Annotated in this window: 11 protein-coding genes; 9 read left to right on the top strand and 2 right to left on the bottom strand. The window is 55.9% G+C overall.

All coding sequences use genetic code 11. From position 1 onward, the window contains the following. Positions 1–26 precede the first annotated feature (26 nt). Positions 27–1,160, bottom strand: a complete 1,134-nt coding sequence (locus IQ241_RS00930) for an ABC transporter substrate-binding protein (protein WP_193904522.1) — start codon at positions 1,158–1,160, stop codon at positions 27–29. A gap of 273 nt (positions 1,161–1,433) precedes the next feature. On the opposite strand from IQ241_RS00930, the gene IQ241_RS00925 reads away from it, so the two are divergent. From IQ241_RS00925 to IQ241_RS00900, 6 genes are all read left to right on the top strand, one after another. Beyond that, the gene (locus IQ241_RS00925; RefSeq protein ID WP_193904521.1) at positions 1,434–2,000 is read left to right on the top strand and encodes an orotate phosphoribosyltransferase; all 567 of its coding nucleotides are present in this window, start codon (positions 1,434–1,436) and stop codon (positions 1,998–2,000) included. Positions 2,001–2,133: 133 nt separating this feature from the next. Continuing rightward, positions 2,134–2,814: a GntR family transcriptional regulator gene (locus IQ241_RS00920; protein ID WP_193904520.1), complete on the top strand. Its 681-nt coding sequence runs from the start codon at positions 2,134–2,136 to the stop codon at positions 2,812–2,814. A gap of 26 nt (positions 2,815–2,840) precedes the next feature. Then, complete coding sequence (locus IQ241_RS00915) at positions 2,841–3,947, top strand: ring-opening amidohydrolase (protein ID WP_193904519.1); 1,107 nt, start codon at positions 2,841–2,843, stop codon at positions 3,945–3,947. Between the two features lie 36 nt (positions 3,948–3,983). Then, the gene (locus IQ241_RS00910; protein WP_193904518.1) at positions 3,984–4,415 is read left to right on the top strand and encodes a GlcG/HbpS family heme-binding protein; all 432 of its coding nucleotides are present in this window, start codon (positions 3,984–3,986) and stop codon (positions 4,413–4,415) included. A gap of 228 nt (positions 4,416–4,643) precedes the next feature. Further along, on the top strand, positions 4,644–4,874 hold the full coding sequence (locus IQ241_RS00905; RefSeq protein ID WP_193904517.1) for a hypothetical protein: 231 nt from the start codon (positions 4,644–4,646) through the stop codon (positions 4,872–4,874). Positions 4,875–5,567: 693 nt separating this feature from the next. Then, positions 5,568–6,494: an ABC transporter substrate-binding protein gene (locus IQ241_RS00900; RefSeq protein ID WP_193904516.1), complete on the top strand. Its 927-nt coding sequence runs from the start codon at positions 5,568–5,570 to the stop codon at positions 6,492–6,494. Here IQ241_RS00900 and IQ241_RS00895 read toward each other — a convergent pair. Then, complete coding sequence (locus tag IQ241_RS00895) at positions 6,491–9,100, bottom strand: TonB-dependent receptor domain-containing protein (protein ID WP_322743527.1); 2,610 nt, start codon at positions 9,098–9,100, stop codon at positions 6,491–6,493. The two genes, IQ241_RS00900 and IQ241_RS00895, sit on opposite strands and share 4 nt — an antisense overlap. 409 nt (positions 9,101–9,509) lie before the next feature. On the opposite strand from IQ241_RS00895, the gene IQ241_RS00890 reads away from it, so the two are divergent. The 3 genes from IQ241_RS00890 to IQ241_RS00880 all read left to right on the top strand — a co-directional run bounded on the left by IQ241_RS00890 (position 9,510) and on the right by IQ241_RS00880 (position 14,303). After that, positions 9,510–10,505 carry a helix-turn-helix transcriptional regulator gene (locus IQ241_RS00890; protein ID WP_193904515.1) on the top strand — a complete coding sequence of 332 codons (996 nt, stop codon included), beginning with the start codon at positions 9,510–9,512 and terminating at the stop codon, positions 10,503–10,505. Between the two features lie 167 nt (positions 10,506–10,672). Then, positions 10,673–13,252: a TonB-dependent receptor domain-containing protein gene (locus IQ241_RS00885; RefSeq protein ID WP_193904514.1), complete on the top strand. Its 2,580-nt coding sequence runs from the start codon at positions 10,673–10,675 to the stop codon at positions 13,250–13,252. Positions 13,253–13,313: 61 nt separating this feature from the next. Continuing rightward, positions 13,314–14,303: an ABC transporter substrate-binding protein gene (locus tag IQ241_RS00880; protein WP_322743526.1), complete on the top strand. Its 990-nt coding sequence runs from the start codon at positions 13,314–13,316 to the stop codon at positions 14,301–14,303. Positions 14,304–14,326: the final 23 nt, after the last annotated feature.

Here is a 14,326-nt window from a genome sequence, read left to right as displayed (position 1 = left end):
ATTGAGCGAGAAACCTAAATCTATGCTTATTCCAAAGACTGGCGTTCCGATTCGGGCGGCAGCTGCCGCTCTTCTAACGGTGGCAGGTAGCTGCCGTCAAAGACCTCTTCCACAGCCGGCGTCGTCTCTAGGTCGAAGCCCTCCACCGTTTGGGCGATGCTCTCCTTCAGCCGCTCTGAGTCAACCGCGCCAATGCCGTTTGCTTCGACTTCTGCGCTGACGATCAGGTTGTTCAAGGCAATCTGGAGGCGTAGCTTTTCAGCATCGCGCTCCATCAGGTCGTCGCCCACCGCCATGACGCTATCTAGTCCGGCCTCCGGGTCCTTCAGCGTATCCTGAAGCCCTTTGATGTAGGCTGTGATAAAGCCTTCGACCAGTTCGGGGTTTTCTTCCAGAAAAGATTCTTTGACCAGCACAACATTGCCATAAAAGTTGAGGCCGTTGTCGGTGTAGTAGAAGATATTCAGGTCGTCTTCGGATTTACCTCCCTTCACTAGGGACGGCATCATCGAGTAAATGAAGCCGCTGATCGCATCGACCTCACCCTGGAGCAAAAAGGTTTCCCGTAGCTTCGGCTCCATCGTCACCCATTCCACCGAGTCGGCCTCCACGCCGACCTCTTCCGCCAGCACCGGCCAAAGGCGGCGGGGCGCATCACCGGCGGGGGCGCCCAGCTTCTTACCCGCCATGTCTTCAATCGAGTCGATGCCGCTTTCCTCCAGCGCCACCAGCACGAAGGGAGCTTTGTTATAGGGAACCGCAACTGCAACCAGCTTTTGGTCGGGGTTTTGCTGATTAAACTCAATCATCGAATACATATCGCCAAAGCCCATGTCATACTGGCCGGCAGCGATTTTACTGGCGGTATCGGCGGAGCCATAGCCCCGCTCGAATTGTAAATCTATCCCCTCTTCGGCAAAGTAGCCCCGCTCCATCGCCAGGGTCATGGGCGCATCGACCCCCTGCAGCAGCCAGGAGAGGGTAAACTTGACCGGCGTTAGGGACTGCGGCTCAGCGTCAGCCGCGACTTCTGTTGTCGCTTCGGACTGGGCATCTTCAGCCGTGGCAGAGTCTGGCGGGCTCTGGCAAGCTGTGACGAATAGGAGAGCCGAAAGCGCGATCGCGCCTAGTCCTAGCGGCTTTGAAAAAGATTTTCTCATAATTTTTTGTGTTTCTTTTGCAGGAACCTGATTCCTGAATTCTATCGGCGTCTGATCTTGAAATAAAATAGCGCTAAAAGCTGTATTTTAAGATACTAAAACATTTCCTGTCGATACTAAATAGCAACCTCTCCAATTTAGTTAAGTTAAGCTTTACTCAGCCTGCCAATGATATCCGTGACGCCAATCAGGTCTGGCTCAAACGCTATTTTTTCGAGCGCATAGCTCGGGTATGATAGAGGCGAAAACAGCAGCTCGCACGAATCAACGGCTATGACAAAATCCAGCTTAGAAACTCAGTTTAAGCAGCTCTCAGAGACGACGGGAGCTCTGCAAACAGGCCATTTTCAGCTCGCCAGCGGCCTACACAGCAGTCGCTTCTTCCGGTGTGTTAAGCTATTCCAAAGTCCGTTAGAATCACAGTTTTTATTTGACGCTTTGGCCAGCCGATTTTCCGCCGATATTGACTATGTTCTGGGGGCCAATGAGGCGGGCAGCATTCTGACCTTTGAAGTCGCCAAACGGCTGAAGGCAAAAGTCGCGATCGCGCGTCAAATCGATCATCACTATCAGCTGATTGATGGCTTTTCATTTCCTCCCCAAGCGCGGGTTTTAATTGTCGATGACGTTACCACCACCGGCGGCACGGCCAAACAGCTGATTCAGATTGTTCGCCAGGCCCAGGCCGAGCCGGTCGGCGTAGGCTTAATCGCGACGAAGGGACTGTTTGAAGTCGATCTGGCCTGCCCGGTAGAAGTTCTAATCACCCTAGAGGGCATGGACGCGATCTCGCCCGCAGACTGCCCCCAGTGCCAGAAGGGAATTCCGCTAACAGACTGAACCTCCTTGTGTTTTCAGCAACATATATGATATATGAAAGTTGTCATTTGAGTCAGCTGCTGTAGCTCAGGCTACAAAATTTCGATTCTAAAACCGTGATTTTAGATTTGGGACTTGAAACTAAGGAGATTGTGTGACTGCCAAATCGACGCTGTCGGGGGCGCTGTCGGGAGCTAAGGGCCTCTCTCGCACCACCCAGGCTAACGTGATGGACTACCTGCGCCGGGCGATTCTCTCGGGAGAGCTGCCGCCGGGAACTCGCTTAGTCCAGGCCGAACTGGCAGAAGCGCTGAAGGTCAGCGTTACGCCCATCCGCGAGGCGCTGTGGGAGCTCAACAGTCAGGGGCTGATTGACCTCGACGCCTTTCGCGGAGCCGTGGTTCACGTGCCGACTTTAGCCGAGCTGGAAGACATTTTCGAAGTCCGCGCCGCCCTGCTGCCCGCCAGCATTTGCCGAGGTCTGAGCCACATCACGCCGCCGCAGATTGAGCGGGCCGCCGCCGTACTCGACCAGATGGAAGCCGAGACCGATCAGACCCGCTGGATTGCCCTAAACCGCGACTTCCACACCCAGCTCTACGGGGCCAAACCCAATCAGCACCTCCAGAGCGTGCTAGAGCGTCTGTCGGATATCGCCACTATCTATATCAATCTGTCTTTCTCGGAAAGTATGGCCCAGCGGGACGCCTCGGAGCGGGAACATCGGCAGATTTTAGCGACCTTCCAAGCCCAGGATGTGGAAAGGGCGATCGCGCTTTCTCTAGACCATATCCATTCCACCCTGGCGGCAGCGCGCAGCGTGCTCACCGCCTGAAGCCAGTACTCTAGGAGACGAGATTGATGACAGACCAGAACTGGGTGGACGTAGGCGTATTTCGGCTGCCGATGAGCGCGCCGGAGGACGTCAGCGAGCTGAAAGCGCGGCTGGAGTCAGGCCAGATTCAGGCGGAAACCATCGTCGGCATCATCGCCCAGACGGAGGGCACCGGCTATGCTCGCGGCTATGCCTCACTCTGTCTACAGCTATTGCTTGCAGACTATCTCGACATTTCACCCCAGGCCGTCTTTGACCGCATTCCGATGATGATGATCGGCCTCTGTGGCGGGCTAATGAGTCCCCACTATACGGTCTTTACCCGACGGACCGTCGCCGCTCCGGCCCGGCCCGCCGGTAAACGACTGACAGTGGGAACAGCCAATACGCGGGTACTACAGCCAGAGGAATACGGTACTCTCAGCCAGGTGAAGCTGGTCGCTAACGCCGTGCAGGGCGCGATCGCAGATGCGGGCATTACCGAACTCGAAGACGTCCACTGCGTCGAGGTCAAATGCCCGGCGATGACCCCGGCCCGGCTCGCCGCAGCAGCCCAGCGGGGAGTATCAGTGGTGAGCCAAAATCTAGGTCAGGCCAGCTCGATGGCTAAGGGGGCCAGCGCTTTGGGCATTGCCTTGGCTTTAGAAGAAATCCCCGAGGCCAAGCTGACGGAAGGGGTGATCAATCGCGATCGCAACCTCTATACCCAGCGCGGTTCGGTTTCCGCCGGGGGCGAGCAGTCGGCCTGCCGGATTTTAGTCATGGGTAACTCAGACCAGTCGGTCAGTCCCTACCGCGTCGGTCACGGCATCATGGCCGATCAGCTGGCTACGGACGGCGTTTATGCAGCGTTGAACTCCGCTGGCCTCAGCCAGCCCCTCGCCGACCAGCAGTCGCGTATTGTTCAGATGTTCGTCAACTGCGGGGCCGATGCCGTCACCGCCGTTCGCGATCGCCGCCACACCATCCACAGCGACTTTCTCTCGGGCTATGCCGGAATTATGGCCAAGGCCGTCGCCAATGCCGTCGTCGCTTCGATTACGGGCGACCCGATGATTCTGGCCTCGGCGGGTAATGAGCACCAGGGCACGCCGGGGAGTAACCTAGTCGCGGCGATTGTATCAGCAGAATAGCGCCAGAAGAGTACCAGAAGAGTATTAGAGGCCCCGATGTATTTACGACAAACCCAGGAACTCACCCACCAGGCGGCGATGACGGTGCTGCAGGGCGCGATCGCGAAAGCCGAGGCGATGAACGTGCCCCAGTGCATTGCCATTGTCGATCGCGGCGGCAATCTGCTGGCCTACGTTCGCATGGATGGCGCCAAGGTGCTGAGTCAGCTCTCGGCCACCCAAAAGGCGGTCACGGCGGCATCGAGTCGAGTCCCCACCGGCGGGGTGCCTGCCGACGTTGAAGCCAGGCTGGCGTTTGCCACGGGCGGTCAGCTCACCAACCTCAAGGGCGGCCTGCCGATTACGATCGACGGTCAGGTCGTCGGGGCCATCGGCGTCGGCTCAGGCACCGGCCAGCAGGATGTCGAAGTCGCCCAGGCCGGAATTGAGGCGCTGGAATCAGCGATCGCGGCGGGAAAGCCTGATTAGGCCAGCGACCGTCTCCAGCTAGCAGCATTGGCAGCGCCGGTTCACTACCGTACTGCTGATAACCGCCAAACTCGCTCCGAGCATCGTCGTCGTTAAAACCCAAAGCTCCGCATCACTCAATTCTTCCGGCTAGGAGCCAAAAAGCTCCGGTTAGGAGGCCCGCTCTGGTCTTGTTCTCGCTAAGCTGTTGGCTGATTCCCCAGGAACGATTCCCCAGGAACCTCCGGCATGAGTCGCCCTAGCCAGTCCTATCGCCAGGTGTTAGCCACCTATCTCAAACCCCAGGGCGGCCGGGTGCTGTGGCTGGCCGTGATGCTGCTTCTAAATCCTCAAATTTTTCGCTATTTCATCCGGTGCCCTGTTGGGGATTTTAGCGAAAGCGTGAACTTTAGCTTTGAAATGGACTATGCCGTCATCGCCAAAACCGCCATTGCTTGGATGGCGATTTTGGCGCTTTAAGTAGGCTAGCCCAATTATTTGTAAGACCTGCTATGCTTTGGCCTCACCCTCACCCCAAACCCCTCTCCCACGGGGCGAGGGGCTTTGAGTCCGGCTCCCCTTCTCACCCGGGGAGAAGGGGCAGGGGGATGAGGGCAAAGCTGGTCATCAGGAGTTTAATTAGGTCCACGTACTTAGGTGCTAGCGGTTGACCGCACCAGTGGGATACAGGACAAGATCCCATCAATGTGCCGACCTTCAGGGGGCGTACATCAGAGAATTGCCTTCTAGCTTTCTCAGATGCGCTAGCCCTGGTCAGATAACAGCTTTGGCAGTTGCAAACTTTTCAAACCCCTACCGCTGAGGGGGGCATGATTAAGTCCCTTAGGTCCTATTCAACACTCGGGCTGATTTACTGGCTTACTTTGCTCTGCTTCTTGGCAGATAAAGTTGAGTTAAAGTCGCAGGGCTACCAGGTTTATTGTGCTCTTTCCGTATCTGATGGCCCGTATCTGATGGCCCGTATCTGACAGGTTAGACGCTCTTCCTGACAATAATCGTGGCAATATATCTGTAATAGCCGCTATATGGGAGCCAGGCTGTAATCTGGATAGCCCTATAAGCCGAATTACAGGAGCCGCATTGTTGAACTTACGCCTGATTTTGTCGCAAAGTGCCTTCCGTTCAAGAACAGCCGTCTCCGCGGTTGTGTTGATGGGTCTATCCCTAGTGGGCCTAGGGGGATGTACTCAAGCCCAGCAGTCTCAGCCTATTGCCCAGGTTGAGCCAGGCCCAACGGTTCACAAGATCGACCACGCTATGGGAGTAACCGCCATTGAGGGAACGCCCCAGCGCGTTGTCGTACTGACAAACGAGGCGACGGATCACCTCCTAGCGCTAGGCCTACAGCCTGTCGGCGCGGTTGAGTCCTGGCTGGGCGACCCTTACTACGCCTATATTCAAGGGGAGATGCGAGACGTTGCGGTTGTCGGAGCTGAGCTACAGCCTAACCTAGAGAGAATTGCGGCGCTCAAGCCCGATTTGATTTTGGGTAGTAAAGTTCGCCACGCTCAGATCTATGGACAGCTATCCGCGATCGCGCCGACCGTCTTTAGCGAAACCCTGGGGGCAGACTGGCAGGAAAATTTGCGTTTGTATGGCCAGGCATTGAACCGGCAGGCCGAGGCCGACCAGATTATGGCTGACTGGGATCGGCGGATTGAAGACTTTCAGGAAAAGATGGGCGATCGCCTACAGCAGGAAATCTCTCTGGTCAGATTTTTGCCTGGGACAGCTCGGATTTACTACGAAGATAACTTTGCCGGTCGCATCCTCAAACAGATTGGCTTTCGCCGGCCGCCGGCTCAGCAAAAGAACGAATTTGCCGATGAAGTGAGCTATGAACAGATTGCTCTCATGGACGGCGACGTGCTGTTCTATATGACCTTTGACCAGGGTGAAGGAGAAGCCAGTCAGACAGAGCAGGCCTGGACCAGCCATCCCCTCTGGCAGAGCTTAGACGTGGTCCAGGCTAACAATACCTATGAAGTCAATGACGTGTATTGGAACACCGCGGGCGGTGTGTTGGCGGCTAATCAGATGCTGGACGACCTCTATCGAATTTTCTTGACCCAAACTTAAAAGTCAATTCCGTAGCGCAGGAAAAAGGTTCTGCCCGAGGCAGCAGTAAAGGAGTCGTTAGTGCGCAGCCGCAGCAGCTGGGAGGGCGCGGTGAAGTATTGATTATTCAGCAGATTCTGAATCCCTAATTGGAGGGTGCCATCGCCCAGGGCAACGCTGCTGATCAGGTCTAGCACGACATAATCGTCTACGTCTCTGAAGTCCACGCCTTCGTTAAAAGCGCGATCGCGACCGCCAGAATAGAGCAGCTGTAGCCGATTGCGCCAGCCGGGCAGGGTTTCATTCTCAACATAGGCGGTCCACTTAATCGGAGGAATGCGAAAGCCCGTCAGCGGTCGGAACTCGCCGTCATCGTCCACGTCGTTGTCGCCTTCGACGAAGCTGAGGGTAGAGCCAATCTGCCAGACCTCTGAGAGCTGCGCATCGACGGCAGCCTCAACCCCATACACCCGCTCAGGGGCACGCACAATCTCCAGGGTTTCTCGGTCAAAGGTCGTGCCTAAGTTCGACTCGTTGTAAAACCCGGCCAGCGAAGCCTGTACGCTGTCCCAGCTGCCTCGCAAACCGAGCTCATAGCTGTCCACCTGCTGGGCTTCTGGATCGAGCGTTTCGACCGAAAACCCGGCCGGTGCACCGCGCAGCACCAGGCCAACATCGGCAATTGAAAAGCCCTGGGCAAAGTCAGCAAAAACGTCCAGCTGGTCGGTGAGATTGTAGGCCAGCCCGAGGTTAAACAGGGTCGCATCGTAGTTCAGCTCTCCGCCCGGAATCGTATTGCCATCGAGGGTCGTAAACGTGTCAACGTTGACGCCAATCCGCTCGTGCCGGACGCCGCCACGTACTAGCAGCTTTTCGAGCGGCTGCCACTGGAGCTGAGCAAATAGGCCCAGGTTTCTCTGATTCAGGGGCGGCACCCAGGGGCGGTCGCCAATTGGGTTAAATACCAGGCCGTCACTCGCGTCGAAGGCCTGATTATCAAAAATGGTTACCGGCTGAACCGAGTCCTCATCGGCATAGTCTAGCCCAGTCAGCAGCGTCAGCTGGTCTTCGACCAAGGGCGTTTCTAATTCTATCCGAGCGCCGAGTTCTTCTGACTCGACCCGGGACTGAAAAATTCTGAAGCCTTCGGGCGTCACGCGGCCAAATCGTTCTCCGTCAAAGGGAAAAAATCGCGTCAGGTAGTCCCGATAGTAAAGCTGAGCATGGACGCGACTGTTCCAGAACAGACTGGGATGGCTGTAGTCCAGATTTAGAAACGTATTGCGAATGGCAGACTGATCGTCGAGTTCCAGTCCGGCCCGTGCCCGCGCTTTCTGGTCTCCCGGCGGAAATTGGTTGACGCTGGGGTCGGTGATGAAGTCGGTGTCCTGGCGAGTATTGAAGTGGTTAATCGTAAATTGAAGCCGGTGATCCTCCGATTCCCAGCCCAGCTTGCCAAACAGATTCAGAGTATTGGTATCCGCCAGGCTGCCCTGGGTGCTCAGCTGATCTGGCGGAATCCGATCGCCCTCCGCGTCAAATAGACTCCCAATCCGCTCGAAGGAGCCGCTGAAGCGATAGTCGAACTCGCCTTCTCGACCCGCGACACCGACCTGAAGAATTCCCCCCAGACTGTCGGCGTCAACTTCACTCAGAGACCCATTCAGCCCAGCACTAGTACTGAACTCCGGTTCTCCCTCCCCGCCCGGTCGGGTAATGATGTTGATAATGCCACCAGTGGCCCCATCTCCATAGAGAGCGGTCGGTCCCCGTAGAACTTCTATCCGCTCGACCACGCTGGGATCAATAATCCGAATGTTGCGAAAGGCGTTTCGATTCGTGGACTGAGGCACGCCGTCGATCAGCACCAGCGGATTTCGCCCCCGCAGAGACTGACCAAATTCGCTCAGACTCTGGTTACCCGGTGCCAGACCGGGGACAAGCTGTCCTAGAATATCTCCCAGGTTGCGGGTGACTGCTGACTGCTGTTCGATCTGTTCGCGGGTGATCACCGTCAGCGATCGCGTGACGTCGGATTCTTCTGCTTCACTACGGGTTGCGGTTACCACAATTCGCAACGGCGCTGGAGCGGCGACCCCGTCCTCGGCTGGCTCTTCTAATTCGCCAGTATTCTCCATGGGTGCAGGCGGCACCGAATCGACAATCGCTTCATCTTCGCTGGGAATCTCTTGCTCAGGCTGAGTAGCCACGGCCTGGGGAGTCAGGTTCAGCACGATTCCCTGAGGCGTCTGCTCGATTTGGCTATCGGGAGCGGCTACCGTACCGACGACCCGCACCCGGACGCTGTGCGGATCGAGGGGGGTGACGGTGACTTCAGCAATGCCCTCCGCCGGGTTTACTTGACGAAAGTCACCGCCCTCTGGCAGCTGCAACTGAGTCGCAGTAAGGTCAAAAATTAAGGCATTTCCAGCGCTAGCCTGAAAAATATTGTCAAGCGCGGGGCTATCCGTCTCTAAAATCAATGAAAGTCCGCCTTCATAGGGATTCAGGCGAATTCCCGTAATCTGAGCTCCCTCGGCCCAAGCGGGTTGAATACAGGCCATGGTCAGTCCACCTACCAGTCCACCTAGAAGGGCAAAATTGACCAAATCTTGTTTAATTATCACGCGATATTCCTCACACTGTTTTGTCATACCGAAAATGTTGACAGGCAAAACTTCCCTCCAGAAAGGGCCTGAGAGCCCAAAACAGGAGGATATATGCACTAACGAATTTAAGCCGTCAAACAGAACGCACCCGCCAAAAGCTAGAACGAACTACACTCCTACAGATCGTTCTGGCCGTTCGCTATTAAAAGCTATTGGCATTAAGATAAGATACTATAGCTATTGAGAAAACCTGTCAAGTAGAACCTGCGTCCGTATTTCTGGCCATATTGATGACCCACCAAAGAATTGGTGACGGTCCACGAATGCCAGCCTTGCCTATCTATAGGAAATGTCTCGTGGAAAAATAATGAGAAGACTTCCTACTAGTTTACTTCAATGTTGACTGTCGAGGACTACGATTGCCATCATGCCCCCGATTATTTCCCAAGAAGATTTTTGGTCTTTAGTTAAACACCCCTCTAATATCGACTTGCAAAATATTGACTCGCAAAGTCAGCAGACAGATTTAGGAGAATTTGAGCAAATCTGGGCCTATCCGGAGCAGTTTGGTCGGGGTTACTATCGTGAGATTCAGCTCCGACCAGGGTTGGATATTGAAATCAGTGACCTCGAGCATCGGACTCCCGTCGTGATGGACTGTTGCGATCGCGCTCACCCAGTCGAACTCCATTTTGACATCGGCGACGATATGGGGGGACGGGCCAATACCGCCGGTCAGTACTGGCTCTACAGCAGTGGGTTGGCCCCGGCCAAACAGATGCTGTATGAACCCCACCCCCGTCATCTATCCCTGAGTCTGCATCTTGAGCCAGATGTGCTTCAGACTCTGATGGGGCAGACCGCCACAGTTCACCTGCCGGAAATTGGAGACCTGCTAAAAGCACCCGATCAGACCTATTTGAGCTGCTGCCGCACTACCTCCCCTGTCCTGAAGGTGATTTTGCAGCAGCTGCTCCAATGTCCCTACTCAGGCCCAATTCGACGGCTGTTTCTAGAAGCGAAAGTGATGGAGCTGGTGGCGCTGACTTTGGACGCAGACCTACCCCAAAAAACAGTATCTGCTCACCGTTTGAGACCCGATGACGTTGAGCGAATTCAGCAAGCAAAGGCGATCCTGCTGCAAGACTTAGTTAATCCTCCCTCCCTAATTGGGCTGGCCCGGCAGGTCGGCCTCAACGACTGCACCTTAAAGCGAGGATTTCGACAGGTATTTAAGACTACCGTCTTTGGCTGCCTCCAGGCCCAGCGGCTAGAACAGGCTCGTCTCTTACTGCTAGAGCGAGAGCTGAACGTGCAGCAGGCGGCCCATGCTGTCGGCTATCTGAGTCGAAGCCACTTCACCGCCGCCTTTCGCCAGCGGTTTGGGGTAAACCCTCGGGAACTGATTAGGGATCACGGGTAGGGACTCGGTCCCATTCATTCCGCTACGGGCACATCTTATTCCGGCTGAGGCACATTTTTGACTTTAGCGGCACCCCAAAGTTCTGTATTCTCTTGAGAAAGATTCTTACCTGGGCGGTAACGGATATGCCAATCTCGCTCTTTCTCTTGGTGTGTAGGGTTATGTCAATGCAAGTGCAACGCGGTCTCTGGATTGCCGCTAGTTTCTCCATCCTTTTAGCTCAGTCGGCCTGGGCTGAGCCTCAGAGTGGAGCGACGATTCAGCCCGGCGCAATGGAAACTGTAGAAAGTATTGAGGAAAGAGAGATAGCCCAAGGCACTCTAGCTGAAATCACAGCGATTCGGATCGATCAAACGGCTGCAGGAGCTCAGCTCGTCATCGAAACTGCTTCGGGGAGTACGCTTTCTCCCACGACTTCGACGGAAGGCAATGCCCTGATTCTGGAAATTCCTAATGCGGTACTGGCCCTACCGGATGGAAGCGAGTTTCAAGCGGTCAGCCCGGGTGAGGGCCTGGCTTACATTAGCGTTACAGCCCTAGATGAGCGCACAGTCCGCATTTCAGTCACTGGCATTGAGGCAGCGCCAGCAGTCAACCTCAGCAGTGAAGCGGGTCGCCTGAGCATTGGCCTGGCCGCCGGAACCGCCACCGTTCAGGCTGAGGATGCCGCGCCCTTACGCGTCGTCGTCACCGCCACCCGGACCGAAGAAGACCCGCTCGATATCCCCCGCTCAGTTACGGTGATTACGCGGGAAGAAATTGAGGCGCAGACAGCGCTATCCCGGGATTTGCAGGATATTCTGGCCTTTACGGTGCCGGGATTTGGCCCGCCTAGCGGACGGGCCTTTAGCGATACGTCGAACTCTTTTCGCGGTCGAGCCCCGCTGGTGCTGATCGACGGCGTCCCCCAAACGACTAACGCTAGCAGCTTTTTTGGCCGAGAACTCCGCACCATTGCCCCTTCGGCAGTCGAGCGGATTGAAGTGGTGCGGGGACCGTCAGCCGTCTACGGGCAGGGGGCTACAGGCGGAGTAATCAATATTATTACTCGTCAGGCCGATCAGCCTGGCCGCAGCGCCACGGTGGAGGGCGGGGTGAGCGCAGCCCTGGGTAGCCTGCCCGAGGAAAGCTTGGGTAACTACTTTGGCGCGGGCTTTTCGGGAAATGATGCGGATTCCGATCTAGCCCTTAATTTCTCTCGCGAGTATACGGGAGCTGATTTTGATGCTGAGGGCGATCGCATTCCCACGGTGCAGGGCACCAGCGAAAGCGAAACCTTTAACCTCTATGGCAGACTAGGCTGGGATCTGAACTCGCGGGAGCGGCTGCAGCTCAGCGCCAACTATTACGATACCAGCCGCGATACCGATGCGATTTCCGACCCAGACATTACAGCAATGCCAGGCTTACAAAAGCCTCAGGCCCGAGTGTTTGAAGACGGCATTGAGTTTATCGGGGCTGACCCCCAGATGGATCGAAATGCTCTGTTCAGCCTAAGCTACGCCAACGAGAATTTCTGGGGCAGCCAGCTGCAGGGCCAGCTCTACTACCGTGACAATGAGGTACAGAGCGACCCGCGCGATCGCAGACTGCGAAATCAGGGTATTTTTCAGGGACGGCTGGAATTGGAAAACTGGGGAACGCGGCTGCAAGTCGATTCTCCGCTGGCCGAATCCTTAAGTCTACTGTGGGGAGTCGATTATTCCCAAGAGCACACTAGCTCCACGCGTAACCTGTTTGACCCCAATGTTTTCGATGCCAGCGGGGGCCGAGTTTACCAAAAGATTGATGAGGTGATCGTGGTGCCGCCTTACGAGCTGGACAGTCTGGGGCTGTTTGCTCAGGCTCAGTGGGACATCAGCGATCGCGTCGCTTTACAGGGCGGGCTGCGCTACGAAAACTTTTCAGTTTCAGTTGACGACTACACGACCCTTTTTGGTGACGACATTCAAGGGGGCAGTCAGCGGTTTGACGATGTGGTATTTAACCTGGGGGGGCTGTACCGCGTTACCGACGAGCTGGGCCTGTTTGCCAGCTTTGCTCAGGGCTACTCTGTCCCGAGCTTTGCCGACGTGCTATTCGCACCCTCGGAAGGATTTCGCTTTGACGAAGGAATCGAAGACTTGCAGCCGCAAAAAGTGGACAACTTTGAGCTGGGGTTACGGGGTGAGTGGGACACCGTACAGGCGAGTCTGGCCGGGTTCTACAATCAGTCAAACTTAGGCTCAGCTTTCGTCGATACCGATGGGGATAATTTCTTCGAGCTAGAGCGGGCACCAGAGCGGGTCTATGGCGTAGAAGCGACGGTAGACTGGCAGCCTGGCCGGAACTGGCGGCTGGGCAGTACGCTGAGCTGGGCAGAAGGCGAGGCTGACTTTGCTGATGACGACGAGGGCTTTCTGCCCTTTAGCGGGTTTGACATTTCGCCCCTGAAGCTCACGGCCTATCTAGAAAATCAAACCACTCCGGGCTGGCGCAATCGGCTACAGCTGCTCTATGTGGGCAGTCGCGATCGCGCCTTTGAGGCTGGAATTGATTCTGCTCCCATCTCTAGCTACGCTGTGCTGAACTACATCAGCAGTATCCAGGTGGGGCCAGGAGAGCTGCAAATTGGCATTCTCAATCTGCTAGATAACCAGTATTTTACGGCGTATGACCAGCTCTTTCGAGTCGATGGCCCGTTCGAGAATTTTGGCACAGCTGCACCAGGGCGCACGGTGACGGTTGGCTATCGGGCCACATTCTGAGCAGGCTAGGCGAATGGGAGAGTGAAAGGGTAGACGAGAGAGTATGTAGAAGAGGTATGGTGTGATCAAGTTACGCTTGAACGGGTACTGGCTGCTAGCTGCCGCTGTGGCACTGGGAATTATGGCCTGTCAGCCGGCCTCGACGGTGCCTGGTTCCCTAGCAGACTGCCGGGTGGTGCCGCATCCCATGGGAGAAACCTGTGTTCCGGCTCGGCCAGCCCGGATTGTTGCGCTTGACCATACCTCCGTTGGTGATTTGCTTTCTTTGGGGGTCAGGCCGGTCGGCGTGCCCAACAATTTGCTGCAGCAAATTTCAGATCGGGTGCCTGAAGCCCAGCGGCTGGGACAGAGTGAGCAGATCAATTTAGAAGCCGTTGCTGCTCTCCAGCCCGATTTAATCATCGTTAGTGTCTGGGATGCCGAAACCATCTACGACAAACTGACCGTCATTGCCCCTACCGTAGTATTTGACATGCAGACTACCGCCGACTGGCAGCGCCCTTTTCGCTTTCATGGTGAAGTTCTAGGGATGGAGGCGGAAGCAGCGGCGGTTTTAGCGGAGTATCAGCAGCGGATAGAGGACTTGAAGGCTCGCCTGGGTGAAGAGCGGCAGCAGATCCAGGTGTCTCTGGTGCGAGTACTGGCTCAATCCGGCCAGATTGGGCTGTATTTGAAAAACTGCTTCGGCGGCTCTATTCTGTCAGATCTGGGACTTGCTCGCCCGCCTTCGCAAAATGAAGGAGCTCCCGACCAGCCCCCTTTTGTCAAGCTGATCAGCCGTGAAGCGCTGCCCCAGGCTGACGGCGATATTATTTTTATGTCCACCTTTGGAGCTACTCCAGAGATTGCCGCCGCTGCGGCTGCCGAATTGGAGGAGCTTCGCTCTGACCCGCTCTGGCAGACCTTACAAGCGGTGCAGCAGAATCGGGTGTATCGGGTGGGGCACTACTGGGGTGCAGGCAATAGCCCCCTGGCAGCCGACTGGATATTGGACGATGTGGAGCAATACATATTGAATCCTTCCGGCAGTGAGCCAAAAAACTCCGGTTAGGACTCCTTCAGAGTCTCTATTCT

Source organism: Vasconcelosia minhoensis LEGE 07310, from assembly GCF_015207255.1.
In the GTDB taxonomy this organism is placed as follows: Bacteria; Cyanobacteriota; Cyanobacteriia; order Phormidesmidales; family Phormidesmidaceae; genus Vasconcelosia; species Vasconcelosia minhoensis.
Note: the sequence above shows the minus strand (reverse complement) of the source record. Positions and strands in the feature narration are given on the sequence as shown.